The sequence below is a fragment of the Streptomyces spinosus genome (assembly GCF_020400655.1).
Taxonomy (GTDB): Bacteria; Actinomycetota; Actinomycetes; order Streptomycetales; family Streptomycetaceae; genus Streptomyces; species Streptomyces argyrophylli.
In genome coordinates, this window is record NZ_JAINRC010000001.1 from 675,813 (window position 1) to 694,778 (window position 18,966).

Here is an 18,966-nt window from a genome sequence, read left to right on the forward strand (position 1 = left end):
TCAGCGGGTCGGCCGCTTCTCCAGGATCGCCGGCCGGCGGGTGGTGCTCCGCTGGTCCTCGCGGACCACGATCTTCTTGATCTCCATGCTCGCCTCTCCCCTCGGAGCATGCCAACGCCCTTGCGTCGCACGGCTGTCCACCATATGGACAGACGTGTGTGCGACACAAGGGCGTCGTGTGACCGGCGCGTCGGGAGGGCGTGTGCCGGTGCCGTGAGGAGGTGTGCCCGGCGGTGCCTACAGGCGCGGGTCCACCGGCTCCGACTCCAGCGCCAGCACCCCGAACACCGCCTCGTGCACCCGCCACAGCGGCTCCCCGCCGGCGAGCCGGTCCAGGGCCTCCAGGCCGAGGGCGTACTCGCGCAGCGCCAGGGACCGCTTGTGGTTCAGGAACCGCCGCCGCAGCCGGGCCAGGTTCTCCGGCCGGGTGTACTCGGGGCCGTAGATGATCCGCAGGTACTCACGGCCCCGGCACTTCACGCCGGGCTGCACCAGCCGCCCCTCGGGGGTGCGCACCAGCGCGCCGACCGGCTTGACGACCATGCCCTCGCCGCCCCGGCCGGTCATCTCCAGCCACCAGTCGACGCCCGCGCGGACCGACTCCGGGTCGCCGGTGTCCACGTACAGCCGCCGGGTGGTCTGGAGCAGTCCCGTGCCGTCGTGCTCCACCAGCCGGTCGATCAGGGCCAGTTGCTCGTCGTGCGGGAGCGCGGCGAGGCTGCGGCCCTGGACGGCCAGGAGCTGGAAGGGGGCCAGCCGGACGCCGTCCAGGCCCTCGGTGACCCAGCAGTAGCGGCGGTAGGCGTCGGTGAACGCCCGGGCGTCGGCGGCGCGTTCGCGCTGCCGGGTGAGCAGGGTGCCCACGCCGGCACCGCGCGCCGCCGCGGCCTCCAGGGCGGCGAGCGCACCCGGGAACACCGCGCCGGACGCGGCGCCGACGGCCGCGTACTGGCCGCGCAGCAGCCCGGTGGCCTTCAGCGACCAGGGCATCAGCTCGGCGTCCAGCAGCAGCCAGTCCGAGTCCAGTCCGTCCCACAGACCGGCGTCCCCGATCGCCGAGCGCAGCCGTCCGAGGATCTCCTCGGTCATCTCCGCGTCGTCGAGGAACGGCCGCCCGGTACGGGTGTAGAGCGACCCCGTGGGGCCGTCCACACCGAACCGCCTGCGTGCCGTCTCCGCGTCCCGGCAGACCAGGGCCACCGCGCGGGAGCCCATGTGCTTCTCCTCGCACACCACCCGCGCGACCCCGTCCCGCGCGTACCCCGCGAAGGCCTCCTCGGGGTGCTCGAGGTAGCCCTCGATCTGCGAGGTGGCCGTCGGTGCCATGGTCGGCGGCAGGTACGGCAGCAGGCGCGGGTCGGTCGCGAAGCGGCTCATGACCTCGAGGGCCGCCGCCGCGTTCTCCTCGCGGACGGCCACCCTGCCCGCGTGCCGGGTCTCCACGGCCCGGCGGCCGTGCACGTCCGCCAGGTCCAGCGGCCGGCCGTCCTGCCCGCCGGGCGCCTCGGTGCGCAGCGGCCGCGCCGGCTCGTACCAGACCCGCTCGGCCGGTACGTCGACCAGTTCCCGCTCCGGCCAGCGCAGCGCGGTCAGCTTGCCGCCGAAGACGGCCCCGGTGTCCAGGCAGATGGTGTTGTTGAGCCATGTCGCCTCGGGCACGGGGGTGTGGCCGTAGACCACCGCGGCCCGGCCCCGGTAGTCCTCCGCCCACGGGTAGCGCACCGGCAGCCCGAACTCGTCGGTCTCGCCGGTGGTCTCCCCGTACAGGGCGTGCGAGCGGACCCGGCCGGAGGTGCGGCCGTGGTACTTCTCCGGCAGGCCGGCGTGGCAGACCACGAGCCGGCCGCCGTCCAGGACGTAGTGGCTGACCAGTCCGTCGATGAACTCCCGCACCTCGGCCCGGAACCCCTCGCTCTCGGCCTCCATCTGCGCGATGGTCTCGGCGAGTCCGTGGGTGTGCTGGACCCGGCGGCCCTTGAGGTGGCGGCCGTACTTGTTCTCGTGGTTGCCGGGGACGCACAGGGCGTTGCCCGACTTCACCATGGACATCACCCGGCGCAGCACACCGGGGCTGTCCGGGCCGCGGTCGACCAGGTCGCCGACGAACACGGCGGTACGGCCGTCGGGGTGCGCCCCGTCCGCGTACCCCAGCTTGGCCAGCAGCGCCTCCAGTTCCGCGGAGCAGCCGTGGACGTCGCCGATGATGTCGAACGGGCCGGTGAGGTGGGTCAGGTCGTTGTAGCGCCTCTCGGTGACGACGGTGGCGTTCTCCACCTCCTGTGTCCCGCGCAGCACATGCACCTTGCGGAAGCCCTCGCGCTCCAGGTGGCGCAGCGAGCGGCGCAGTTCGCGGATGTGCCGCTGGATGACCCGGCGGGGCATGTCGGCGCGGTCGGTGCGGGCCGCGTTGCGCTCGGCGCACACCTCCTCCGGCACGTCCAGCACGATGGCGATGGGCAGCACGTCGTACCGCTTGGCCAGGTCGATCAGCTGACGCCGGGAGTCCTGCTGGACGCTGGTGGCGTCCACGACGGTGCGGCGGCCGGCGGCCAGCCGCTTGCCCGCGATGTAGTGCAGGACGTCGAAGGCGTCCCGGCTGGCGCTCTGGTCGTTCTCGTCGTCGGCGACCAGACCGCGGCAGAAGTCGGAGGAGATCACCTCGGTGGGCTTGAAGTGCCGCCGGGCGAACGTGGACTTGCCGGAGCCGGAGGCGCCGACGAGGACGACGAGGGACAGGTCGGTGACGGGGAGTTCCCGTCCCGGCTCGCGGGTTCCGTTCATGCGGCCTTCGCCTCCTTCTCGGTGTCGTCACGGTGGAACACGGCCATCTGGGTGGGTGGGCCGACCTCGGGGTCGTCCGGGCCGACGGGAACGAACTCGACGTCGTAGCCGTGGCGTCCGGCCACCGCCGCCGCCCAGGCGCGGAACTCCTCGCGGGTCCACTCGAAGCGGTGGTCGCCGTGCCGGGCGTGTCCGGCGGGCAGGCTGTCCCAGCGGACGTTGTACTCGACGTTCGGGGTGGTCACGACGACCGTGCGGGGGCGCGCGTGCCCGAACACGGAGTACTCCAGGGCGGGCAGCCGGGGCAGGTCGACGTGTTCGATCACCTCGCTGAGCACGGCGGCGTCGTACCCCTTGAGCCGGTTGTCGGTGTAGGCGAGGGAGCCCTGGACGAGCCGGACGCGGGCCGCCTGCCGCTCCCCCATCCGGTCGAGCCCGATCCGCCGTGCCGCGATGGTCAGGGCCCGTACGGACACGTCCACGCCGACGATCTCGGTGAACCGGGTGTCCTTGAGCAGCGCCCGCACCAACTGGCCCTGGCCGCAGCCGAGGTCGAGGACGCGTGCGGCACCGCAGGCGTGCAGCGCGGTGAGGATCGCCGCCCGGCGCCGCTCCGCGAGCGGGGCCGGCTTCTCCTCCGTCTCGGTCTCCTCCGCGACGGCGTTGTCGATGTCCTCGACCTCGCTGTCGTCGGCCTCGGCCAGCCGCACCAGCTCCAGCCGCTCGCGTGCCTGCCGGGTCAGCGACCAGCGCCGGGACAGATAGCGGCTGGTGATGAGCTGCTGCTCCGGGTGGCCGGCCAGCCAGCCCTCACCGGCGCGCAGCAGCTTGTCGACCTCGTCGGCGGAGACCCAGTAGTGCTTGGCGTCGTCCAGCACCGGCAGCAGGACGTACAGGTGGCGCAGCGCCTCGGCGAGGGTCAGTCGCTCCGACTCCAGCACCAGCCGGACGTACCGCGAGTCGCCCCATTCCGGGAACGCGGTGTCGAGCGGCACGGGGTCGGCGGTGACCGTCCAGCCGAGCGGTTCGAAGAGCCGTCGTACGAGGCCGGCTCCGCCGCGGGCGGGCAGCGCCGGGACCTCGACGCGCAGCGGCAGCGGGTCCGCCGCCCGCTCGGGGCGGGCCTGGCACACACCGCGCAGGGCGCTGGAGAAGACGGTGCTCAGCGCGACGGCGAGGAGCGAGGAGGCCGCGTAGGGGCGGTCGTTGACGTACTGCGCGAGGGCCGCGTCGGGGGCGCCGCCGCGGCCCTTGCCCTTGCCCCGGCGGAGCAGTGCGAGGGTGTCGGTCTCCAGCAGCAGGGCGGCCGTGCAGCGTTCGGTGTCCGCCTCGGGGTAGAAGACGTGCGCCGTGCCGTACGACGTGGAGAACGCCTGCGCCTTGTCGGGGTGCTTGTGCAGCAGGTACCCGAGGTCGGTGGCCGGGTTCCCCGCCGTGCCGGTGGTGGAGATCGTCAGGAACATACTGCCGAGTCTCCCCGGCCGGAACCTCTGCGACCACAGGTTTTCCGTGCGGCGGCCCGCCGGCCCGGCCGTGCGGCCCGGTCCGCCCGCTCAGGCCGCGTCGTCGACGATCTTCCGCGCCCTCGCCATGGCCCGCCGGTCGTCGGCGAGCCGTGCGTCCAGCGCCTTCTTGTTCTTGCTGATGGCGGTCTTCTGCGCGCGGCTCTCGATGGCGTGCACGGCCTGGATGAAGCCGGTGTCGAGCTTGCACCGGGCGTCCGCGGCGGCGGTCTTCTTCTCCTTCTCCGACGGCTTGTCACCGCGGAACCAGTCGGAGTCGGTGGACGCCTGGTCCGGGTCGGAGTAGCGGAAGCCCTTGTCCTTCATGCAGGTGGACCATTCGCGCTCGGCCTTCTTCCAGGCGGGGTTCTTCCGCGCTTGCTTGTGCGCCTGGTACCAGTACTGCGCGGGGAGCGAGTAGTAGCCGCTGAGCCGCACGCCGCCGATCTTCGCCGGCTTGGGTTCGGGGCCGTAGATCTTCCGGACGGCCTCGCCCATGCATCCCTTCGCCGGGATGGGGTGGCCGTGCGCCCGGTGGCTGTCGCCGGACTCGAACGTGCCGGTGAGGGCCGCGTACTGGTCGGCGGGCCACTCCATGGGCTGGTCGTCGGACTCGTCGCGCACCACGTTGTGGTAGCCGTGCTCGGCCGCCAGGCCGGGGTCGTCCACACCGTACGGGCTGTCGTCGCCGACCTTGCCGCCGCCCACGAAGGTGCCCTGCCGGACCGGGTAGGTCGACTCGACGGTCCTGATGTCGAGTGTCCTGAAACCGGTGAACCCGAGCCGGACCATGCACCGCTTCGCGAGGATCCACTGTGCCGTGCCGACGGCCTTGCCGTCGCGGGACGTCGCGTCCGCTACGTAGGCGTTCAGCGGGAACGACTTCATCGTGTTGAGGCGGTGGGCCTCGTCGCCGGGGTCGTCGTCGCCGACGAACTGGCACGCCGACACGGCGAGCAGGCCGGTGAGGGCAAGGGGGAGGATTTTACGCACGCGGTCATATGACCAGGCAGGGATCATGTGCGCTGTGACGGAAGCCACAGTTCCGGCACATGGTGTTCACAGCAGGCCCATGTGATCTCGGTTACGGCCGCCCCGCCCCGGCGTCTGATGGAGTGAGCCCTCGTCAACTGACCACTGACTGAAGGGGGAACCATGACCAACGGCCAGGGAACCCGGGTACGCCGGAGAGCCGCCGTCGCCGCGGCGGCCGGTGCCGTCCTCGGGGCGGGCGTCCTCGCGACCGCTCCCGCCCAGGCGGCCACGGCACCGGCCGCGGCCGCCGCCCAGCGCTCCGCCGCCGCGGCACCGCAGGTGTCGGCGCAGGGCGCGTACGCCATGAACCCGGCGACCGGCAAGCAGCTCTTCGGCAAGGCGCCGGACGGGCGGCTGCGGACCGGCTCCACGACGAAGATCATGACGGCGCTCGTGGTGCTGTCGCAGCGGAACGTGGACCTCGGGAAGAAGGTGAAGATCAAGAAGGAGTACACCGACTACGTCATCGACCCGGTGACGCACGTCCAGCGCTACTCGAGCGCCAACCTGATCCTCGGCGACTCGATGACGACGGGCGACCTGCTGTACGGCCTGCTGCTCCCCTCGGGCTGCGACGCGGCCTACGCGCTCGCGGACACCTACGGGACGGGCTCGACGACGGCCCTGCGGACCAGGTCGTTCATCGGCAAGATGAACGCCAAGGCGCGCGAACTCGGCCTGAAGAACACCCACTTCGACTCCTTCGACGGGGTGTCCAACGGGAAGAACTACTCCTCGCCCCGCGACCTGGCCAGGCTGGCCGGGGTCGCGCTGAAGAACAAGACGTTCAAGAAGGTCGTCGGCACCAGGGTCTACGACGACATGCGGTCGTACCGGCCCGGCGGCGGAACGCACGCCATGAAGCCGTGGGACAACTCGAACAAGCTCCTCGCCTCCTACCGCGGCGCCTTCGGCGTGAAGACCGGCTCCGGTCCGGAGGCGAAGTTCTGCCTGGTGTTCGCGGCCACCCGTGGTACGAGGACGGTCGTGGGCACGATCCTCGCGGACACGTCGGCGGACCAGCGTTTCAAGGACGCGGCGAAGATCCTGGACTACGGCTTCGCCCAGCGGGGCTGAGCCGGCCCGGGGGGATCCGCGGGTCCCCCCGGCACCCGCGTCGGGCCACTCCGCCGGGCCGCGCGGGCAACCCCTGCGGCTCGGGAACCCTCTCACCTTGCGGACAGACGAGGCGGGGACGTCGAAGGGAGGACCCACCGTGCCCCTGACCGACCGGAGGGCCAGGTGGCGGGCGTGGGCCCCGGCCGCACTGGGACTGCTCGCGCTGCTCACGGTGTCCTGCGACACCGGCGTGGGGCGGCCGCCGTCCGCCGCGCGCCCGACCTCTCCGGCCCGGTCCGCCGCCTACGACGCCGGCTGGCGGACCGGCAAGGAGATCCTCGACTCGGGCGGCAAGGGCGCGGCGGTCCGGGAAGTGGTGTGGGGCGGCTGTGTGCGCCGCTCCCTCACAGCCCGGCCGCGGGAGGTCGTGGAACGGGACCGCGGTGCCTGGGTGCTCGGCTGCCGGCACGGGGTGTCCGGGGCGCGGCACCGGCGTCCCGCGCGCCCCCTGACCCGCCGTGAGACGGACCCCGGTCTCCTGGCCGGCTTCCGCTCCTGGGCCGCGCGGCACGGCCGGAAGGCCGCGGCGGCGGGGGCGAGCCGGGTCGTCCTGGTCCACCTCGGCGACCACGACTACGACGTCGAACTCACCGCTTCCCACGACCACGACGACCGCGGGGCGGACGCGGCGGACCTGGCCGACGCGTTCGCCGAGTGGTGGGACGGCGACGACGGGGACGCCGGCGTCGCCTGGAACCTGCTCGTCCTCACACGGGACGGCGAGCGTCTTGTGACCCGGGACCTGTGACGGCCCCACCCCGCTCCGGCCGGCGCCCGGAGACCGCCCCGGCGAGTGTCCCGCGGGTCAACGGCGGCGAGGCCGAGGCCGGCGACGCCCGCGTTGATCCAGAAGCAGCCGGGGCGGGACAGGAGGGCGGTCCCGGGGCTCTTGGGGGCGGGCCCCGGGACGGGATCGGGTCGCCGCGTGGCTACGACAGCTGGGACTGGACCTGGCTGGAGATCAGCTCCAGGTGGTCCAGGTCGTCGAGGTCCAGTACCTGGAGGTAGATCCGCCGGGAGCCGATCTCGGCGTACCGGCCGATCTTGTCGACGACCTCCGCCGGGGAACCGGCCAGCCCGTTGGCCTTCAGCTCGTCCACCTCACGGCCGATCGCGGCGGCGCGGCGGGCCACCTCCTGGTCGTCCCTGCCGACGCAGACGACGAGCGCGTTGGAGTACGTCAGGTCGTCCGCGTCGCGGCCCGCCTCCACCGCCGCGGCCCGCACCCGGCCGAACTGCCGCTCGCTGTCCTCGATCGAGGCGAACGGGATGTTGAACTCGTCGGCGTACCGGGCGGCGAGCCGCGGGGTGCGGGTCGCGCCGTGGCCGCCGATCAGCACGGGGACCTTCTTCTGGGCGGGCTTGGGCAGCGCCGGCGAGTCGGTGAGGTCGTAGAACCTGCCGTGGAAGTCGAAGGTCTTGCCGGCCTCGGTCGCCCACAGCCCGGTGACGATCGCGAGCTGCTCCTCCAGCCGCGCGAACTTCTCCTTCGGGAAGGGGATGCCGTACGCCTTGTGCTCCTCCTCGAACCAGCCCGCGCCGAGGCCGAGTTCGACCCGGCCGCCGGACATCTGGTCGGCCTGGGCGACCTGGATGGCGAGGACGCCGGGCAGCCGGAAGGTGCCGGCGGTCATCAGCGTGCCGAGACGGATGCGCTTGGTCTCGCGGGCGAGGCCGGCCAGGGTGATCCAGGCGTCGGTCGGGCCGGGCAAACCGTCCGCGCCGCCCATGCGGAGGTAGTGGTCGGAACGGAAGAAGGCGTCGAAGCCCAGGTCCTCGGTGGCCTTGGCCACGGTGAGCAGAGTGTCGTAGGTGGCCCCCTGCTGGGGCTCGGTGAAGATTCGAAGGTCCATACATCTATCCTGCACGGCGCCGCCCGCGTCCACCGCGCCGGTACCACCCGGCACGGCACTCCCCGGGCGGGTGAAATTGCTCCGCCCCGCGCGCGGGCTCCGCTGCGGGCCAGTGACCGGCCCCGGCGGTGGTCGTTGGGCCGTCGGAGCCGGACCGTCCGGCGCCCGCGCCGGACCGTGGCTTCCGTCGCGCGTCACCGCGCCGGCCCCGGCGGGCCGGGAGCCGAGGAGGCCGTCGTCATGTCCGAAGAGTCCGTTCCCCGGCCGGAGGGCCCCGCCGGCCGGCCGAAGGGGTTGCTGGAGCAGATGGAGGAGCTGATGGCGGCGCTGAACGCGGATCTGTCGGCCCTGACGGACCTCCAGGCCGGGGCGCCGGCGCCGGGCGCGGCCGACGAGGCGCGATGAGGCGGACGGCTCGGCGACGCGCGCGGTGACGGCTCGGCGAAGCGCGCGGTGACGGCTCGGCGGGCCGCCGGTCAGACGCCCGACGGGCTGTCCTGGATGTCGCCCGGCAGCACCTCCTCCCGGGCTGCCAGCTTGCGCAGCATCTCCAGGACGCGGTCGCGGGACTCGTCGGCGGCGTCGATGGCCTCCATGCACTGCCAGTACGTCGTCTCGTCGGCCGCCGCGCTGGCCATGCCGACCAGGGCGATGCCGACCTCGCCGAGCAGGCCGCCGAGGCAGAGCAGGGTCTCGCGGGCGTCGTCCAGCCGGGTGAGCTGGGCGGCGCGCAGATCGCCGGGGTCGAGTTCGGGCGGGTCCAGGACTCCGCAGCCCCGGCCCGCCAGTTCCGTCAGTCCCAGTGCCTCGCCGCGCAGTTCGGGCGGGCCGGAGACCGCGAGGCGGCTCCCGATCGCCTGCGCCAGGGCCTGTGCCTGCCAGACCTCCGCCATCATCTCCGCCGTGTCGGCGCCGCCCGCCAGGGCCCGCCTGCTCGTGAGAATGAGCCGTATCGCGTCCATACGGTGCCCCCGTCCCTCCGCCGCGTCACCTCGCGCGGCCACCCGAACTCCCTTGTTCACTACCCAGCGTGAGGGAGCGTGGGGCGAAAAGCCAGAGGAAGACCGAAATCTGTGGACAACAATTCGGATTCGACCGGCGGTTTGACTTCGGAGAGTAATAGCGGAATTCACAACTCCGATTGCCGGCCGCGACCCCGGTCCCGTTCCGGGTCCAGGTCGCCGTCCCCGGGGCCGGCCCCGGCGCCGGCCCCGGGAAGCGGGAACCGGCGTTCGTTGCGGTCGATCTTCGCGGCCAGCGCGGCGAGCGGATCGACGCCGAGGACCTCGCAGAGCTGGAGCAGGTAGGCCAGGACGTCGGCGACCTCGTCCGTGACGCGGTGGGCCGTCGCGGGGTCGTCCATCACCCGGGCGGACTCCTCGGGCGTCAGCCACTGGAAGATCTCGACCAGTTCGGAGGCCTCCACCGAGAGGGCGGCGACGAGGTTCTTGGGCGTGTGGTAGGGCTGCCAGTTCCGCGCGGCGGCGAACTCGGCCAGTCGGCGCTGGAGTCGGGCCAGGCCGGGATCGGGGTGTTCGGTCACGGGTTCAGGTGTACCACCGTGACACCGGGGGTCCCGGTGGCCCATGACGCGTCGCTCACCGCGGCCACGCAGCGGATGTGCCCCCGTTCGCCCATCCGCGCGGCCGTCCGCAGCAACTCCCGGCGCTGCCCCGGATCCAGGCCGCGGTCGAAACCGTCGGCGAGGACGGTGAGGGTCCGCAGCGCGTCGGGCACCTCGCCTGGGGTGTCCACGTCGAGCACGCCGGGCCCGGTCAGCAGCACCAGCGTGAGCGCGAGGTAGCGCAGTTCGCCGTCGCCCAGCCGGGCGAGTTCGCTGCGGAAGCCGTCGCCGCGGTCGAGCAGCGCCCGTACCGTACCGTCGGCCAGCGGCTCGGCGACCAGGTCGGCCACCCGCCCGGCGCAGCCCGCGCGCAGCGCCTCGACCAGCAGGCCGTGCCGCCGGCCGCACTCCGCGCGCGTGCGCCACAGTACGTCGGCGAGGTTGCCGCAGCCGCGCAGCAGCCGGCCCGAGCCGGTGGGGACCGGGGCGCGCATCTGCTCGGGGCGCGGGTCGCAGGGGAAGACGGAGCGCAGGGCGACGACCATCTGCTCGGCCGCGGCGAGCACGTGGCGCTGGCCGTCCGTCTTGCCGGCCACGCGCAGCGGCAGCAGGGCGGTGCCCAGGCGGTCGTCGGGGAGCGGGGCACGGGTGACCGGGGCGGTGCCGGCGGTGTGCCAGGCGGCCTGGACGGTCCGGCGCCCGGGGTCGCGCAGGGCGGTCTCCAGCAGGACGACCCCACGCGCGGTCAGCCGCTCCCCCACGATCCGCGGGTACGGTTCGGCCTGCACGGCGAGGTCGAGCCGGACCGGGCCCTCGGCGCCGTCGGCGGTGCAGCCGATCCGGAATCCCCGCCGCCCCCCGGCGTCGGGGCGGGCCCGTTCCGGCACGCAGGCGACCGGGTCCGGGAACGCCTCGGCGAGCGGGGCACCGCCGCCGAGCCGGGCCAGCGCCTCGTACGCGGCGAGCGCGGTGGTCTTGCCGGTCCCGCTGGGCCCCGCGAACACGGTGACCGGCCCGAGCGGGAACCCGGCCCGCCGGTGCCCGGCGAAGGCCGACAGCCGCAGTTCGGTGATCCGGGACCGGATGTCCGGGGACGGGAGGAGGTGCGCGGGGACGGCGGCGGACGCTTCGGCCGCCGGCGGCTCAGCGGACACGGAGGGCACGGCCATATGCGGACCGTAGGGCTCCGCCCGTACGCCGAACCGTTTCACTGCCGGGACGTTCCTACGATCGGGGGACCCGACGCAGCGGACGTCCCGCGCGGACCACACCACCGGCCCGGCCCGGTTCCGTACCCGGGGGGCCCGTGCGGCGGGCGTCGGGGTGCGCGCCCCGCGGAACGAGCCGACCGCCGCGGCCCCTCGCCCGCGCCCACGGCCTTCGACACGGACGGCGGCACCGTGGACGCCATGCTCCTGCCGCACGCCGACGGCCGGGGCTCCCGCGACCCGGCCCGCGCTCCCGCAGCCCCGCCGCCCCCGGCAGGGCGTCGTGCCGGGGTGAGCCGGGGCGGTGCGGCTCAGCCGCCTGAGAGCGCCGCGCCCTCCATGAGTCCGCTGACCTCCGTCCCGGGCGGGGTGAGGAGGAAGACGTTGCGGTCCACGCGGTGCATGCCGCTGCCCAGGCCGAAGACGACGCCCGTGCTGAAGTCGAGGACGCGCTTGGCGACGTCGCCCTCCGCGCCGGACAGGTCGAGCAGCACCGGCGCCCCGGCCATCAGGGTCTCGGCGACTTCCCGGGCGTCCGCGAAGACGTTGACACGCAGGACCACGAACCGTCGCCGGGTCTCGGTCTCGGCGTCGGGCAGCGAGCGGTGGTCCACCGCGGACGGCCAGGCGTCCCGGCCCCGCAGCGGCACGACCTGGGCGAGCCCTTCCCACTGTTCATCGGTGACGTCGTAACGGCTCACCGGCTCCCCCTGACCTGACTCGCACTCATTCCCTGCACCAGCCAATTCTTACGCCAAGTCACCCGTTCGGCCCAACAACGACACGGTGCGCGACCGGGCCGGCCGTATCTCGCTCGTCACACCCTGCGTCAGATGTACGGATACGCCCGCTTCTTACCGGGCTCATACCCGACTCTTCATCGGTCCGCGCGCCTCCGCTCACCGCTCCCCGCTAGCGTCGCGTGCCGTGCACGTGGCAGAGACACAGCAGGTGACACCCGGACGGCGGACATCGTCGGCGGTGTCCGCCGATCCGGGGGCCCGCGCGGCGGCGCCGGACGGCCCCGCGCAGTGGCACCGCGTACTGACGCTCCTCGCCGACGTGAGCCTGTTCATCGGCACCCGCTCGGTGTGGACCCAGGCGGCGACGCACCGGCTGGTCCTCGCGGGCGTCATCTCGGTCTGCTACGCCTCGATCCTGGTGACCGGCGTGCTCGCCCTCACCGTCCGCCGGACGCGCTCGCTGGCCCGCCTGGACCTGGTGGTGCTGGCGACGGCGGTCACGCTCGCCCTGTGCGCCTGGGCGCTGAACCACGACGGCGGTGACGAGGCGGTCCTCACGACCCAGGCCGCGCGGGAACTCGTCGCCGGGCACCCGGTGTACGAGCAGCCCTGGCCGTGGCTGTTCCACGCCCAGGGCGTCGCGCTGACGCCGACCATGGACGGCGGATACGACTTCACCTACGGCTATCCCCCGCTGGCCCCGCTGCTCGCCGCGCCCCTGCTGTGGCTGGGGCACGGCGGCGCCCCCGCGACCGCGGCGGCGACGGTCGCGCTGGTCGTGGGCGCAGTGGTGCTGTGGCGGCTGCTCCCGGTGCCCTGGCGCTCGGCGGCGACGATGGTCTGCCTCGGCTTCGGCTTCCTGCCGAGCTACGCCCGCCAGGGCTACCCGGCGATCATCGGCCTGGTCCTGCTGCTGCCGGTGGTGGTGCGCTGGCCCCGGCTCGGCGCGCGCGGCCGGCTGGGCGCGGCCGGGATCGCGCGGGCCGCGTGTCTCGGCGCCGCGTGCGCCGCCCAGCAACTGCCGTGGTTCGTCACGCCGTTCCTGCTGGCCGGGATCTACGCCGTGCGGCGCGGCGAGCTGGGCGGCCGGGCGGCGGCGCGGGTGGTGCTGCGGATCGTGGCGACCGCGGTGCTCACCTGGCTGCTGATCAACGTGTACTTCGTCGTGAGCGAGCCCGGCCGGTGGCTGCGGGGCATCGCCCTGCCGCTGACCCAGGGCGCGGTGCTGCACGGCCAGGGACTGGTGGACGTCTCGCTGTACTTCACCCACGGCAGCGACCGCCTCGACTGGTACGGCCGGGCGAGCGTTCTGCTCGCCGCCGCCCTGCTGGCGGCGTTCGCGCTGTTCGTCCGGCGGCTCGGGCCGGCCGCGACCGTGCTGCCCTGGTGCGCGTTCTACCTGGCGACCCGGTCCCAGGACGGCTACTACCTGATGATGACCCCGTTGTGGCTGGCGGCGGCGGTGACCGCGCCCCTGCCGGAGTTCGCCCACGCCTGGCAGCCGCGGCCCCGCCCGTTCACCGGTCCGCGCCGCCGGACGGCTCTGGCCGTGGCGGTCGGCGCGCTGGTCACGCCCGCGCTGGTGAGCGCGGCCCTGGCGGTGACGGGGACGCCGCCGCTGCGGATGGACGTCACGGCGGCCCGGCGGACCCCGGCGCGGACCCTGTCCCGGCTGACCCTGCGGGTCACCAACACGGGCGGCACCGCGCTCACCCCGCACTACATGCTCAGCGCCGGCCAGGGCATGGGCCGTTACTGGTCGCTGATGCGCGGCCCGGCGACGATTCCCGCCCACCGCACGGCGACCGTGGAACTGTGGGCGCCCTCCGGCGATGTCCAGGCGCCGGCGAAGCCCGGTACCCGGTTCCGGCTGCGCGCCTTCACGGCGGACCCGCAGACGCTGTCCACCCAGGACGTGCCCCGGGCGGAGCTGGGCCTCAGTCCGCGGCGCGGGTGAAGCGGAGCGCGGCCGTGACCGTGGTCAGTCCGCGGATCATGCCGAGCTGGTTCCAGCCCATGCCGAACTGCTCGCGGTCCACGCCGAACTCCGTCTCCAGGGTCAGCGCGTCGGCGCTCACGCCGGTCAGGCGGGCGGTGAGGGACAGGGGCCTGCCGACGCCCCGGACGGTGAGCTGTCCGGTGACCCGGACCGTGTCGCCCTCGAGCCGGTCGGCGCCGCGCACGGTGAAGGTGATCTCCGGGTGACGGTCGGTGTCGAAGAAGTCGGCCGAGCGCAGGTGGACGTCCCGCTTGGCGTTCCTCGTGTCGAGGGAGGCCGCGTCCAGGGTCACGGTGCCGGTGGCCGAGCCGTCGGGCCGGACCTCGCCGGTGCCGCCGACGCCGGTGAAGGTGCCCTTCACGGTGACCAGGCCCCACAGCGTCTTGTGCCGCAGGCCCACGGTGGACGCGGTCGGGTCGAGCTGCCACAGGCCTGCTTCCACGGCGACGCTCATGTCGTACTCCAGGTGATTCAAATTTGGATGACTGGACCTCACGCTAGCCCCTCATCCAAATTTGAACAACCACCGCCCACGTGTACTCGTACAAATTCGGACAACAGATAGACTCCACGCATGTCCGCCTCCGACGCGCACACCGCCGACCTGCCCTCCTGCCCCCTCGCGCACGGCGACGGGCTGCTCCCGGGAGAGCTGCGCGCCTGGATGGTCCTGCTGGCCGCGACCGGCGCCGTGGAGCAGCGGCTGCGGTCGGCCGTGAAGGAGACCCTCGACGTCTCCCACGACGAGTTCCTGATCCTGTGCCTGCTGGCGGAGCAGCCGCGCACCGCACTGCGGATGACCCAGGTCGCCGATCTCCTCGGCCGCCCCAAGACCCGCCTCACCTACCAGATCGCCTGCCTCCAGCGGGCCGGTCTCGTCAGCCGCGCCTCCGTGTGCGGCGACAAGCGGGGCGTGCAGGTCGCCCTCACCGACAAGGCCCGCGACCTGCTGCGCGAGACCTCCGCCCTGCTCGCCGGCACCGTCCGCCAGGCCCTCGCCGACTCCATGGGTCCCGAGCAGCGGGCGGCCATGTGCGCCCTCGTCCCGGACCTGGAGACCGGGACCCACTGAGCCGCCGGGTGCGGAGAGACACGGATCACCACCGCAAGAAGAGAAACCTCACAGCCCGTCCTCCGCCCCGGCTCCGACGCCCTGCCCTAGCATCCGAGCCATGACGGTCCTGCCTGACGACGGGCTCTCACTGGCCGCCGAGTTCCCTGACGCGACACATGAGCAGTGGCAACGCCTGGTCGAGGGCGTCCTGCGCAAGTCGGGCAAGGAACTGACCGGCGCGGCAGCCGAGGACGCCCTGTCCACGACGCTGGAGGACGGGCTGCGCACCCGGCCCCTGTACACCGCGCGCGACAGCGCGCCCGACCCCGGCCTGCCGGGCTTCGCCCCCTTCGTGCGGGGCAGCCGCCCGGAGGGCACCAGCACGAGCGGCTGGGACGTACGGCAGCGGCACACGGCACTCGCCGACGGCACGGCCGACGCCGTGCTCGCCGACCTGGAGAACGGCGCCACGTCCCTGTGGCTGGTGCTGGGCGAGGGCGGCATCCCGGTCTCCGCGCTGGGCCGCGCCCTCGACGGCGTCTACCTCGATCTGGCGCCGGTCGCCCTGGACGCGGGCCGCGACACCGAGGCCGCCGCCGAGGTGCTGCTGCGGCTGTACGACGACAAGGGCGTCGCCCCGCGGGCCGCCCGCGGCACCCTGGGCGGCGACCCGCTCGGGTACGAGGCCCGCACCGGCACCGCACTGGACTTCGCCCCCTTCGCCGCCCTGGCCGTCCGCTGCGCCGAGCGGTACCCGGGCCTGCGCGCGCTGACCGTGGACGCGCTGCCCTACCACGAGGCGGGCGGCTCCGCCGCGCAGGAGCTGGGCGCCTCGCTGGCCACCGGCGTGGCCTACCTGCGGGAGCTGACCGAGGCCGGGCTCGGCGTCGACCAGGCCGCAGCCCAGCTGGAGTTCCGCTACGCGGCCACCGCCGACCAGTTCCTGACCATCGCCAAGCTGCGCGCCGCGCGCCGGCTGTGGGCGCGGGTCACCGAGGTGTGCGGGGCACCGGCCGCGGGCGCGCAGGTGCAGCACGTGGTGACGTCGCCGGTGATGATGACCCGCCGCGACCCCTGGGTGAACATGCTCCGCACGACGGTCGCGACGCTCGCCGCGGGGGTGGGCGGGGCGGACTCCGTGACCGTGCTGCCGTTCGACCACGCGCTCGGCCTCCCGGACGCCTTCGCGCGCCGGATCGCCCGCAACACCTCCTCCATCCTGATCGAGGAGTCCCACCTGGCCCGGGTCATCGACCCGGCCGGCGGCTCCTGGTACGTCGAGCGGCTGACCGACGAACTCGCAGAGGCCGCCTGGCAGTTCTTCCGGTCGCTCGAGCGCGACGGCGGCCAGGCGGCCGTGCTGCGCTCCGGCCGGCTGCGCACCGACCTCGCGACGACCTGGGCCGAGCGCTCCAAGCGGCTCGCCAAGCGGCGCGAACCCGTCACCGGGGTCAGCGAGTTCCCACTGCTGGCGGAGCAGCCGGTCAAGCGCGCGCCCGCGCCCGAGCCGCCGTCCGGCGGACTGCCGCGCGTGCGCCGCGACGAGGCGTTCGAGGAGCTGCGCGCCCGCTCCGACGCCCACCTGGCGGCGACCGGCGCCCGGCCGCGGATCTTCCTCGCCACGATCGGCTCCGCCGCCGAGTACACCGCCCGCTCCACCTTCGCCGCCAACCTCTTCCAGGCCGGCGGCGTCGAGCCGGTCGCCGAGGGCCGTTTCGAGGACAGCGGCGCCACCGAGGCCGTGCTGTGCTCCACCGACGCTCTCTACGCCGAACAGGCCGAACAGGCGGCGCGGGCGCTGCGCGCGGCCGGTGCCCGGCACGTCTTCCTGGCGGGCCGGGGCGACTACGCCGGCATCGACTCGTACGTCTTCGCGGGCTGTGACGCCGTGGACGTCCTGTCCGCGACCCTCGACCGCATGGGAGTGTCCTGATGGGAATCCCCGACTTCTCCGGCATCGAGCTGGGGACCCCGGCCGCCGACGCCACCGAGGGCGAGTGGCGTGAGGCCCTGAAGCGGGCCACCGGGGGCACGGAGCCGCTGTGGGAGACCCCGGAGGGCATCGGGGTCAAGCCGCTGTACACCGGCCGGGACCTGGAGGGCCTGGACTTCCTGGGCACCTACCCGGGCATCGCGCCGTACCTGCGCGGCCCGTACCCGACGATGTACGTCAACCAGCCCTGGACGATCCGCCAGTACGCGGGCTTCTCCACCGCCGAGGAGTCCAACGCCTTCTACCGGCGCAACCTGGCGGCCGGTCAGAAGGGCCTGTCGGTCGCCTTCGACCTGCCCACGCACCGGGGCTACGACAGTGACCACCCGCGCGTGACCGGTGACGTCGGCATGGCGGGCGTGGCCATCGACTCGATCTACGACATGCGCCGGCTGTTCGACGGCATCCCGCTGGACCGGATGACGGTGTCGATGACGATGAACGGCGCCGTGCTGCCGGTGCTGGCGCTGTACATCGTGGCGGCGGAGGAACAGGGCGTACCGCCCGAGAAGCTGGCCGGGACCATTCAGAACGACATCCTGAAGGAGTTCATGGTCCGCAACACCTACATCTACCCGCCGAAGCCGTCGATGCGGATCATCTCCGACATCTTCGCGTACACCTCGCAGCGGATGCCCCGCTACAACTCCATCTCCATCTCCGGCTACCACATCCAGGAGGCCGGCGCGACGGCCGACCTGGAGCTGGCGTACACGCTCGCGGACGGGGTCGAGTACATCCGCGCGGGCCGGGAGGCGGGCCTGGACGTCGACGCGTTCGCGCCCCGGCTGTCCTTCTTCTGGGCGATCGGCATGAACTTCTTCATGGAGATCGCCAAGCTGCGCGCGGCCCGGCTGCTGTGGGCGAAGCTGGTGCGGCAGTTCGACCCGAAGAACGCCAAGTCCCTCTCGCTGCGCACCCATTCGCAGACCTCGGGCTGGTCGCTGACCGCGCAGGACGTGTTCAACAACGCCACGCGTACGGCCGTGGAGGCGATGGCGGCGACCCAGGGGCACACCCAGTCGCTGCACACCAACGCCCTCGACGAGGCCCTGGCACTGCCGACCGACTTCTCGGCGCGCATCGCCCGCAACACCCAGCTGCTCATCCAGCAGGAGTCGGGCACCACCCGGGTCATCGACCCGTGGGGCGGCAGCGCCTACGTGGAGCGGCTGACGTACGACCTCGCCCGCAAGGCGTGGGCGCACATCCAGGAGGTCGAGCAGGCGGGCGGCATGGCGCAGGCCATCGACGCGGGCATCCCCAAGCTGCGCGTGGAGGAGGCCGCGGCCCGCACCCAGGCCCGCATCGACTCCGGCCGGCAGCCGGTGATCGGCGTCAACAAGTACCGCGTCGACAGCGACGAGCGGATCGAGGTCCTCAAGGTCGACAACTCCTCCGTGCGGGCGCAGCAGATCGAGAAGCTGCGCCGGCTGCGGGCGGAGCGCGACGAGCGGGCCTGCCAGGACGCCCTGGACGCGCTGACCCGGGCGGCCGACGGCACGGAGAACCTGCTGGAGCTGGCCGTGCGCGCCGCCCGCGCCAAGGCGACGGTCGGTGAGATCTCCGACGCCCTGGAGAAGGTGTACGGGCGGCACGCGAGCCAGATCCGTACGATCTCCGGCGTGTACCGCAACGAAGCAGGCCGGTCCCCGTCCGTGGACCGCACCCGGGCGCTGGTGGACGCGTTCGAGGAGGCCGAGGGGCGCCGGCCGCGCATCCTGGTCGCCAAGATGGGCCAGGACGGCCACGACCGCGGCCAGAAGGTGATCGCGACCGCCTTCGCCGACCTCGGCTTCGACGTCGACGTCGGCCCGCTGTTCCAGACGCCGGAGGAGGTCGCCCGGCAGGCCGTCGAGGCGGACGTGCACGTGGTCGGGGTGTCCTCGCTGGCCGCCGGTCACCTCACGCTCGTCCCGGCGCTGCGCGAGAGGCTCGCCGAGGAGGGCCGTGAGGACATCATGATCGTGGTCGGCGGGGTGATTCCGCCGCAGGACGTCCCGGCCCTGCGGGAGATGGGCGCGGCGGAGGTGTTCCTGCCGGGGACCGTGATCCCGGACGCCGCCCACGACCTGGTCAAGCGCCTGTCGGCCGACCTCGGCCACGAGCTGTAGG

The 18,966-nt window shown here is 73.5% G+C and carries 17 protein-coding genes; 7 read left to right on the forward strand and 10 right to left on the reverse strand.

Annotation, left to right across the window (positions count from 1 at the left end; genetic code table 11):
* From LG395_RS02825 to LG395_RS02840, 4 genes are all read right to left on the reverse strand, one after another.
* Positions 1-144 (reverse strand): hypothetical protein, encoded by a 144-nt coding sequence (locus tag LG395_RS02825; RefSeq protein WP_225808308.1) that lies wholly within the window; start codon positions 142-144, stop codon positions 1-3.
* A gap of 93 nt (positions 145-237) precedes the next feature.
* Positions 238-2,781: a polynucleotide kinase-phosphatase gene (locus LG395_RS02830; RefSeq protein ID WP_225808309.1), complete on the reverse strand. Its 2,544-nt coding sequence runs from the start codon at positions 2,779-2,781 to the stop codon at positions 238-240.
* On the reverse strand, positions 2,778-4,244 hold the full coding sequence (locus tag LG395_RS02835; RefSeq protein WP_225808310.1) for a 3' terminal RNA ribose 2'-O-methyltransferase Hen1: 1,467 nt from the start codon (positions 4,242-4,244) through the stop codon (positions 2,778-2,780). Before LG395_RS02835 ends, LG395_RS02830 begins: the two co-directional genes overlap by 4 nt.
* 90 nt (positions 4,245-4,334) lie before the next feature.
* Positions 4,335-5,276, reverse strand: coding sequence for a hypothetical protein (locus LG395_RS02840; RefSeq protein ID WP_171151977.1), 942 nt, complete (start codon positions 5,274-5,276; stop codon positions 4,335-4,337).
* 162 nt (positions 5,277-5,438) lie between these two features.
* Here LG395_RS02840 and LG395_RS02845 point away from each other — a divergent pair, with 162 nt between their 5' ends.
* Both LG395_RS02845 and LG395_RS02850 read left to right on the forward strand, forming a co-directional pair.
* Positions 5,439-6,395, forward strand: a complete 957-nt coding sequence (locus LG395_RS02845) for a D-alanyl-D-alanine carboxypeptidase family protein (RefSeq protein WP_225808311.1) — start codon at positions 5,439-5,441, stop codon at positions 6,393-6,395.
* Between the two features lie 139 nt (positions 6,396-6,534).
* Positions 6,535-7,185: a hypothetical protein gene (locus LG395_RS02850; protein ID WP_225808312.1), complete on the forward strand. Its 651-nt coding sequence runs from the start codon at positions 6,535-6,537 to the stop codon at positions 7,183-7,185.
* Between the two features lie 181 nt (positions 7,186-7,366).
* On the opposite strand, the gene LG395_RS02855 is transcribed toward LG395_RS02850, so the two are convergent.
* Positions 7,367-8,290 carry an LLM class F420-dependent oxidoreductase gene (locus LG395_RS02855; protein WP_225808313.1) on the reverse strand — a complete coding sequence of 308 codons (924 nt, stop codon included), beginning with the start codon at positions 8,288-8,290 and terminating at the stop codon, positions 7,367-7,369.
* Positions 8,291-8,530: 240 nt separating this feature from the next.
* On the opposite strand from LG395_RS02855, the gene LG395_RS02860 reads away from it, so the two are divergent.
* A complete protein-coding gene (locus tag LG395_RS02860) occupies positions 8,531-8,695 on the forward strand; it encodes a hypothetical protein (RefSeq protein ID WP_225808314.1) in 165 nt (54 codons plus the stop codon).
* Between the two features lie 71 nt (positions 8,696-8,766).
* Here the strand turns inward: LG395_RS02860 and LG395_RS02865 are convergent, their stop codons facing one another.
* The 4 genes from LG395_RS02865 to LG395_RS02880 all read right to left on the reverse strand — a co-directional run bounded on the left by LG395_RS02865 (position 8,767) and on the right by LG395_RS02880 (position 11,763).
* A complete protein-coding gene (locus LG395_RS02865) occupies positions 8,767-9,252 on the reverse strand; it encodes a DUF6099 family protein (protein ID WP_225808315.1) in 486 nt (161 codons plus the stop codon).
* A gap of 167 nt (positions 9,253-9,419) precedes the next feature.
* A complete protein-coding gene (locus LG395_RS02870; RefSeq protein ID WP_225808316.1) occupies positions 9,420-9,833 on the reverse strand; it encodes a nucleotide pyrophosphohydrolase in 414 nt (137 codons plus the stop codon).
* Entirely contained in the window at positions 9,830-11,023 is a 1,194-nt protein-coding gene (locus tag LG395_RS02875; RefSeq protein ID WP_171151988.1) for an AAA family ATPase, read from the reverse strand. The genes LG395_RS02870 and LG395_RS02875 overlap by 4 nt, the downstream gene beginning before the upstream one ends.
* A gap of 350 nt (positions 11,024-11,373) precedes the next feature.
* On the reverse strand, positions 11,374-11,763 hold the full coding sequence (locus LG395_RS02880) for a cell division protein SepF (RefSeq protein WP_171151990.1): 390 nt from the start codon (positions 11,761-11,763) through the stop codon (positions 11,374-11,376).
* A 250-nt stretch (positions 11,764-12,013) separates the two neighbouring features.
* Between LG395_RS02880 and LG395_RS02885 the strand changes: the two genes are divergently transcribed.
* On the forward strand, positions 12,014-13,762 hold the full coding sequence (locus tag LG395_RS02885) for a hypothetical protein (RefSeq protein WP_372463202.1): 1,749 nt from the start codon (positions 12,014-12,016) through the stop codon (positions 13,760-13,762).
* On the opposite strand, the gene LG395_RS02890 is transcribed toward LG395_RS02885, so the two are convergent.
* The gene (locus tag LG395_RS02890) at positions 13,743-14,258 is read right to left on the reverse strand and encodes a YceI family protein (protein WP_225808317.1); all 516 of its coding nucleotides are present in this window, start codon (positions 14,256-14,258) and stop codon (positions 13,743-13,745) included. The two genes, LG395_RS02885 and LG395_RS02890, sit on opposite strands and share 20 nt — an antisense overlap.
* A 120-nt stretch (positions 14,259-14,378) precedes the next feature.
* On the opposite strand from LG395_RS02890, the gene LG395_RS02895 reads away from it, so the two are divergent.
* The 3 genes from LG395_RS02895 to scpA all read left to right on the forward strand — a co-directional run bounded on the left by LG395_RS02895 (position 14,379) and on the right by scpA (position 18,965).
* Complete coding sequence (locus tag LG395_RS02895; protein ID WP_225808318.1) at positions 14,379-14,876, forward strand: MarR family winged helix-turn-helix transcriptional regulator; 498 nt, start codon at positions 14,379-14,381, stop codon at positions 14,874-14,876.
* Between the two features lie 100 nt (positions 14,877-14,976).
* Positions 14,977-16,791, forward strand: a complete 1,815-nt coding sequence (locus LG395_RS02900; RefSeq protein ID WP_225808319.1) for a methylmalonyl-CoA mutase family protein — start codon at positions 14,977-14,979, stop codon at positions 16,789-16,791.
* Positions 16,791-18,965, forward strand: coding sequence for a methylmalonyl-CoA mutase (gene scpA, locus LG395_RS02905; protein ID WP_225808320.1), 2,175 nt, complete (start codon positions 16,791-16,793; stop codon positions 18,963-18,965). Before LG395_RS02900 ends, scpA begins: the two co-directional genes overlap by 1 nt.
* Position 18,966: the final 1 nt, after the last annotated feature.

What these genes read in the sequence shown, in the direction of transcription:
- LG395_RS02825 (WP_225808308.1), bottom strand. Translation starts at nt 144, where the DNA reads ATGGTGGACAGCCGTGCGACGCAAGGGCGTTGGCATGCTCCGAGGGGA.
- LG395_RS02830 (WP_225808309.1), bottom strand. Translation starts at nt 2,781, where the DNA reads ATGAACGGAACCCGCGAGCCGGGACGGGAACTCCCCGTCACCGACCTG.
- LG395_RS02835 (WP_225808310.1), bottom strand. Translation starts at nt 4,244, where the DNA reads ATGTTCCTGACGATCTCCACCACCGGCACGGCGGGGAACCCGGCCACC.
- LG395_RS02845 (WP_225808311.1), top strand. Translation starts at nt 5,439, where the DNA reads ATGACCAACGGCCAGGGAACCCGGGTACGCCGGAGAGCCGCCGTCGCC.
- LG395_RS02855 (WP_225808313.1), bottom strand. Translation starts at nt 8,290, where the DNA reads ATGGACCTTCGAATCTTCACCGAGCCCCAGCAGGGGGCCACCTACGAC.
- LG395_RS02860 (WP_225808314.1), top strand. Translation starts at nt 8,531, where the DNA reads ATGTCCGAAGAGTCCGTTCCCCGGCCGGAGGGCCCCGCCGGCCGGCCG.
- LG395_RS02865 (WP_225808315.1), bottom strand. Translation starts at nt 9,252, where the DNA reads ATGGACGCGATACGGCTCATTCTCACGAGCAGGCGGGCCCTGGCGGGC.
- LG395_RS02875 (WP_171151988.1), bottom strand. Translation starts at nt 11,023, where the DNA reads ATGGCCGTGCCCTCCGTGTCCGCTGAGCCGCCGGCGGCCGAAGCGTCC.
- LG395_RS02890 (WP_225808317.1), bottom strand. Translation starts at nt 14,258, where the DNA reads ATGAGCGTCGCCGTGGAAGCAGGCCTGTGGCAGCTCGACCCGACCGCG.
- LG395_RS02895 (WP_225808318.1), top strand. Translation starts at nt 14,379, where the DNA reads ATGTCCGCCTCCGACGCGCACACCGCCGACCTGCCCTCCTGCCCCCTC.
- LG395_RS02900 (WP_225808319.1), top strand. Translation starts at nt 14,977, where the DNA reads ATGACGGTCCTGCCTGACGACGGGCTCTCACTGGCCGCCGAGTTCCCT.
- scpA (WP_225808320.1), top strand. Translation starts at nt 16,791, where the DNA reads ATGGGAATCCCCGACTTCTCCGGCATCGAGCTGGGGACCCCGGCCGCC.